This window comes from Gemmata algarum, assembly GCF_034097035.1.
Lineage (GTDB): Bacteria > Planctomycetota > Planctomycetia > Gemmatales > Gemmataceae > Gemmata > Gemmata algarum.
In genome coordinates this window covers 69394-75650 of sequence record NZ_JAXBLV010000181.1, presented here as the reverse complement: position 1 = coordinate 75650, position 6257 = coordinate 69394, and the positions used below count along the sequence as shown (strand labels likewise).

At 68.7% G+C, this 6257-nt stretch carries 5 protein-coding genes; 3 read left to right on the top strand and 2 right to left on the bottom strand.

What is annotated here, in order from left to right:
* Both R5W23_RS16430 and R5W23_RS16425 read left to right on the top strand, forming a co-directional pair.
* Positions 1-439 (top strand): helix-turn-helix domain-containing protein (locus tag R5W23_RS16430; RefSeq protein ID WP_320687232.1); only part of this gene is annotated, 439 nt, incomplete at its 5' end.
* Entirely contained in the window at positions 439-1131 is a 693-nt protein-coding gene (locus R5W23_RS16425; RefSeq protein WP_320687231.1) for an IS630 family transposase, read from the top strand. The genes R5W23_RS16430 and R5W23_RS16425, both read left to right, overlap by 1 nt.
* Before the next feature lie 96 nt (positions 1132-1227).
* Here R5W23_RS16425 and R5W23_RS16420 read toward each other — a convergent pair whose 3' ends face one another.
* The gene (locus R5W23_RS16420; RefSeq protein WP_320687230.1) at positions 1228-2142 is read right to left on the bottom strand and encodes an aspartate carbamoyltransferase catalytic subunit; all 915 of its coding nucleotides are present in this window, start codon (positions 2140-2142) and stop codon (positions 1228-1230) included.
* Between the two features lie 220 nt (positions 2143-2362).
* Between R5W23_RS16420 and R5W23_RS16415 the strand changes: the two genes are divergently transcribed.
* Complete coding sequence (locus tag R5W23_RS16415) at positions 2363-3664, top strand: dicarboxylate/amino acid:cation symporter (RefSeq protein ID WP_320687229.1); 1302 nt, start codon at positions 2363-2365, stop codon at positions 3662-3664.
* Between the two features lie 27 nt (positions 3665-3691).
* Here R5W23_RS16415 and R5W23_RS16410 read toward each other — a convergent pair whose 3' ends face one another.
* The gene (locus R5W23_RS16410) at positions 3692-6241 is read right to left on the bottom strand and encodes an AMP-binding protein (protein WP_320687228.1); all 2550 of its coding nucleotides are present in this window, start codon (positions 6239-6241) and stop codon (positions 3692-3694) included.
* Positions 6242-6257 lie beyond the last annotated feature (16 nt).

Genomic DNA, 6257 nt, shown 5'->3' with positions numbered 1-6257 from the left:
TGAAGAAGTATATCGTTCGTCTTTCGGATGGGAACGGGCCACGTTGTCGGAGGTGGTCAAGAAACTCAAGGGATCCTCGCAGAAGGTTCGTCGGGCCCAGATTCTTCTGAAGGCCGATGCCGATGGCCCGGGCTGGACGGATGCGAAGATTGCCGAGGCCGTCGGATGTCGCACCAAGACCGTGGAGAATATCCGGGAGCGCGTGGTGACGAGCGGGTTCGAGGTGGCACTCTACGGCCAACCCCGGGCCGAGCCCCCGCGAGCCAAGTTGCTCGACGGCCAACAGGAAGCCCAAGTCATCGCGATGCGATTGGGTCCGCCGCCCAACGGCTTCGCCAACTGGAGCCTGCGGTTACTGGCCGAGCAGGTCGTCGCGTTGGAGATCGTGGACGCCATCAGCCACGAGACCATTCGTCAGGCGATCAAAAAAACGCGATGATGCCGCGGAAGTTGGAGTACTGGGTGATCCCGCCAGACGCCGACGCGGAGTTCGTGGCGCACATGGAGTTGGTCCTGGACACCGATGCCTTGCCTTACGATTGCCTCTACCCGGTACTCAACATGGACGAGCAACCGATCCAGTTGCTCAAGGAGACGCGGGCGCCGATTCCCGCGACGAAGGATCATCCGCGCCGGGTGGACTACGAGTACGAGCGGGCGGGCACGGCAAGCATCTTCATGTTCTGTGAGGCGCTGGTGGGGTGGCGCCAGGTGAGCGTACGGGAGCGGCGGACGAAGGTGGATTGGGCGTTGGAGGCGGCCGAGTTACTACGGACTCGCTACCGGGATGCCGTGAAGGTGATCGTGGTGTGCGACAACCTGAACACGCACACGATCGGTGCGTTCTACGAGGCGTTCGACCCGGAAACGGCGCGGGCGCTGGTGAGGCGATTGGAGTTCCGCCACACGCCCAAGCACGGGAGTTGGTTGAACGTCGCGGAATGTGAGCTGAGCGCGATGACGCGGCAATGCGTGCAGGGTAGGCGGTTCGCAACGATAGAGGAGTTGAGGGTAGAGACGGCCGCCTGGCAGGACTACACCAACGACAAGCCGCGTAGCGTCGATTGGCAGTTCCGCACCGACGATGCTCGCAACAGGCTCAAATCCCTCTACCCTAAAATCAAAACCTGACACAGCACTAGCCGCACTTTGTGGCCCAGCCCATTCGAACACTTCGCCAAGCAATTCCAGCTCACTAATGAGCTGCTCGATTCGTGGCGACATGGCTCACACCGCCCGACTCAGCTCGCTCAGCACCGCCATCCGCACCGCAAGGCCGTTGGTCACTTGGTCGAGAATGGCGGAGTGCGGGCCGTCGGCCACCTCCGGCGTGATCTCCACCCCGCGGTTGATCGGCCCCGGGGCCAGGAGCAGCGCGCCGGGCTTCGCCCGCTTCATGCGGTCTGCGTCCACGCCGAACAGCAGCCGGTACTCGCGGATCGACGGGAACAGCCCGCTCCGCTGCCGCTCGAACTGCACCCGCAGCAGGTTCAGCACGTCGCACCGCGGGATCACGTCGTCGAGCTTGTCCGCGACCTCCACCCCGAACCGGGCCACCTCCTGGGGGACCAGTGTGGTCGGGCCGCACACGATCACCTTCGCGCCGAGCGTCGTGAGCCCGTAAATGTTGCTCCGCGCGACGCGGCTGTGCGCGATGTCGCCCACCAGCCCGACCGTGAGCCCCGCGACGCGGCCGAACTTCTTGCGGATGGTGAGGATGTCGAGCAGCGCCTGCGTCGGGTGCTCGTGCGCCCCGTCGCCGGCGTTCACCACCCGCACGTGCGGCATCAGGTGCTTCGCCAGCACGTGCGGCGCGCCCGGCGACGAGTGCCGCACCACCACCATGTCGATGCCCATCGCCTCGATGTTCTTGGCGGTGTCGATGAACGACTCGCCCTTCGACGTGCTCGACCCGCTCGGGGAGAAGTCGAGCACGTCGGCCCCGAGCCGCCGGGCCGCCAGCCCGAAGCTGACCCGGGTCCGCGTGGACGGCTCGTAGAAGAGGTTCACGACCACCTTGCCCTTGAGGTCGTCGCGCTTCGGCACGTCGCCGACCCCGACGCGGTCGAGCCGCTCCGCGGCGTCGAGGATGCGGGTCAGTTCCGCGGACGAAACCCCTTCCAGCCCCAGCAAGTGCTTCATTAACACACCAAAAGGAGGTCGCGCTCACCGGCGCGCGGGCGCGGGCGGGCCGGCGAGCCCCGTCGCAACCCTGCGGCCCGCTCCCGCGCCGTGAGGACGTTGTGAGGTACCTTACGGACGGACCCGGACCGGGGCAGGGCCGGGGCGGGCGGCGGGCGCGGGCGGTTTCCGGGCCGCTCGCTAAACTGTCCCGGATGTCCCGCCCCACACCGGAGCACTCATGGCCGCTGCCCACACGGTCCCGCACACGCGCATCCTGTTCGGCCTGATCGGCGGGGCCGCCCTCGGGTGCCTCGCGAACGCGCTCGTCAGCAAGGGCGTGGTGCCCGCGGGGCCGGTCGATTGGGCGGTGAAGTACCTCGCCCGCCCGGTCGGGGCGGTGTTCCTGAACCTGCTGTTCCTCCCCATCCTGCCGCTCGTGTTCGCGTCGCTGGTGCTGGGGGTGACGCGGCTCGGCGGCACCAACAACGTCGGCCGCATCGGGGCGAAGACGGTCCTCTACTTTTTGATCACCACCGCGCTGGCCGCGGCCATCGGGCTGACGCTGGTGAACCTGATCGAGCCCGGCGCCGCCGCCCGCGACCTCCGCGACGGGCTCATGGCCGAGTACGGCAAGGAGGCCGAGGAGAAGCTCGCGACCGCCAAGAAGAAGGAGTTCGGGGTCCAGACGTTCGTGAACATCGTGCCCGCCAACCCCCTCGTCGCGTTCGTCGAGAAGGACATGCTCGCGATCGTGTTCACCGGCCTGCTGGTGGGGTTCGCGCTGACCCGCATCGACCCCGCCCGGGCCGCGCTGCTGGTCGCCGTGCTGGAGGGGGTGAACCAGGTCACCGAGGTGATCGTGCGGTGGGCGATGGCGCTGGCCCCCTACGCGGTGTTCGCGCTGCTGTTCTCGACCACCGCCAAGCTGGGGTACACGCTGCTGTTCTCGCTCGGCGCGTTCGTGCTGACCGTGCTCGGCGGCCTGGCGCTGCACCAGTTCGTCGTCCTGCCGCTCCTGGTGAAGTTCCTGGGCGGGATGGCGCCGGGGGAGTTCTTCGCCAAGGCCCGCGGCACCATGCTGACCGCGTTCAGCACCAGTTCGTCAAGCGCGACGCTGCCGACCGCGATCCGGTGCGCCGAGGAGGACCTGAACGTGCCGCGGGAGGTGTCGAACTTCGTGCTGCCGCTGTCGGCCAGCATGAACCACAACGGCACCGCGCTGTTCGAGTCGGTAACGGTGCTGTTCCTGGCGCAGGCGTTCGGGGTGCAGTTGAACCTGGAGCAGCAACTGGTGGCGCTGGTGCTGTGCATCCTGACCGCGAGCGGGATGGCGGGCGTGCCCGGCGGGTCGCTCCCGCTGATCGGGCTGATCCTGGTGCAGTTCAACGTGCCGGCCGGGGGGATCGCGCTGGTCATCGGCGTGGACCGGCTGCTCGACATGTGCCGGACCACGGTGAACGTGACGGCCGACCTCACGACCGCCGTGTTCGTGGCCCGCAGCGAGCGTCGATATACGCCCGCCGGCGAGGCGAAGTCGTGAACCCGGCAGGCGCCGTCGCGCCCGGGGCTACCCCCGCGGCGCGCCGGTAGGAGGGCCGCCGGCGAGCTGCCTCGCCAGATCCCCGAGCTGCTTCAGGTCGAGCTTGCCGGTGCCAAGCACGGGTATCGCGTCGACCGGGTAGCAGTCACGCCGGTCCGGCACCCACAGGTTCGGGAGCCCGCGCTTCGGCAGCCCCGCGAGCAGGTCCGCCAGCCGCGGCTCGACCTCGCGCAGGTGCAGCACCACCAGCCGCTCCCCACGCTTCTCGTCGGGCACCGCGGCCACCGCCAGCACCCGGTCGCCCCCGGTCGCGAGCGCCTCGTGCATCTCGTCGTCGAGCTTTTCCAGCGGCACCATTTCGCCGGCGATCTTCGCGAACCGGGACAGCCGCCCGGTGATGCGCGGGAACCCCTCCGGCTCGATGAACCCCGCGTCCCCGGTGCTGTACCACCCGGCGCGGATGACGTCGGCCGTCTTCTCGGGCTGGTGCAGGTAGCCGGCCATCACGTTCGGCCCCTTCACGCACAGCACGCCCCCGGCGCCGACCGGGAGCGGGACGCGCGCCTCGGGGTCGAACGCCTTAACGCACACGCCGAAGATCGGCTGCCCCACCGTGCCGCGCATGTTCCGCTGCTGCCGCCGCCCGCCGCGGTCCACGTCCGGCATGTTGCACGACACCACCGGGGACAGCTCCGTGCAGCCGTAGCCCTCCAGCGGCAGCACCCCGAACTTCTCCCGGAACTCGTCCTGCAGTTTCACGGGCAGCTTTTCCGCGCCGCAGATGATGAGCCGCAGCGTGCGGAAGTCATCGGCCCCGCACCGCCGCATGTAGAACCGCAGGAACGTGGCGGTCGCGGCCATCACGGTGGCCCTCGTCGTGCGGGCGATGTCGCCCACCTCCTTCGCCTGGCGCGGGTCCGGGAAGTAGACCGCGGCGCACGGCGTGTTCAGCGGCAGCCACAGGCACACCGTGTACCCGAAGCTGTGGAAGAACGGCAGGAACCCGAACAGCACCTCGCCCGTCGCGACCTCCAGCGTGCGGAGCGACGCGTCCGCGTTCGACGCGACGTTCCGGTGCGTGAGTACCACGCCCTTCGGCTCGCCGGTGCTGCCGCTGGAGAACATGATCGTGATGATGTCGTCGATCCGGTGCCGGTGGAGCCCCAGGACGAAGCGGTCGATGGCCCACCCCGGCAGGGCCAGCACGAGCAGGAACGTCGAGACGCGCTGCCACTTCGTTACGCCCTCAAGGGCGTCTTCGAGGTAGATCAGTTGCACGTCCGCGGGCAGGTCGAGGGGCACGCGGGCGGTGAACCGCTTCGCGGTCACGACGACCCGCACCCCCGCCTGCTGGGCGGCGGAGCGCACGGCCGCGGCGCCGGCGGTGTAGTTGAAGTTCACCGACGTTTTGCCCAGGAGCGCCGCCGCGATGTTGGCCAGCGCGCCGCCCAGACCCGTGGGCAGCCAGATGCCGACGTTCTGCGCCGCGCCGACCCGTGGGCGCAGGTACCTCGTAACGCACAGCGCCGCGACCAACAGTTTCGCCCACGTCAGGGTGCGGGGCGGCCCGGCGGAGTAATCGGTGATCGCCGGGCGGAACAGCCGGCGGAACTTTGCGGCCTGCCGGACGAACCGCCGGTGGACCGGGAGCAGGTGGGCGCTTTCGAGGAGCGCGAGGTCGGCGGTACACTCCTGCACCGCCAAGCGCAGGTCGGGGGCGGAAGAGGACCTACCCCCCGGCCCCCTCCCTTCAGGGAGGGGGAGAGAAAACCCTTTTGAACCGCCTTGCGCACCGGAAACGTCGTCGGCTCGCGGATGTTCTTCCTCCCCCCTTCCCTTCAGGGAGGGGGGGGCGGGGGGGGGAGGTTCGCCGAACAGCACGCTCACCCGCGGGCGGAAGGCCGTCGGCAGTTTCCGCAAGATCGGGCCGCCCCCGTGGCTGAAGAAGCCCCCCCACAGCCCCCCGACGCACGCCGGAACCACCTTCACGTCGGTCGCAACGAGTTTCAGGACGTGTTCGACGCCGCGCCCGAACGGGAGCATGTTCCCGGAGCGCGTCAGCGCGCCTTCGGGGAACATCACCACCACCCGACCGGCATCGAGCACCTCCGCAATCCGCTTCAAGCTACCGTGAACCGCGTGCGGCCGGGCGCCTTCCGCCACGCGAACAGTGTTGCGCCGCCCCCACGACAAGAAGAACCGGAGCAACGGGTGGCGGTAGTACCCTTCCCACAGGACGAAGGTCGCGGGGCGCGGACACGCCACCCACAGCACCAGCCAATCGACGTAGCTCGCGTGGTTCGAGACGACGAGCACGCCCCCTGTCTGAGGGACGCGCGCGGGGTGATAGACCGTGAACCGGTACAGCGCCCGCACCAGCACCCACAGAAAGGGCCTCAACAGTGCCGGGAACAGCCAGGCCGTCCCGGCCAGCACGAAGAAAGTTGTAAGAAGAATGGTGACCGCTTCGACCAACATGGGCAATCCAGGGGAGCTGGCGTGTCCCGGTCGCGCCGAATTCGGGCGCGGCAGGAACGGGGCCGGGAGGTTCCAGCCCACCTTATCCGGCTTACTCACCCGTGCCCACTGTGCG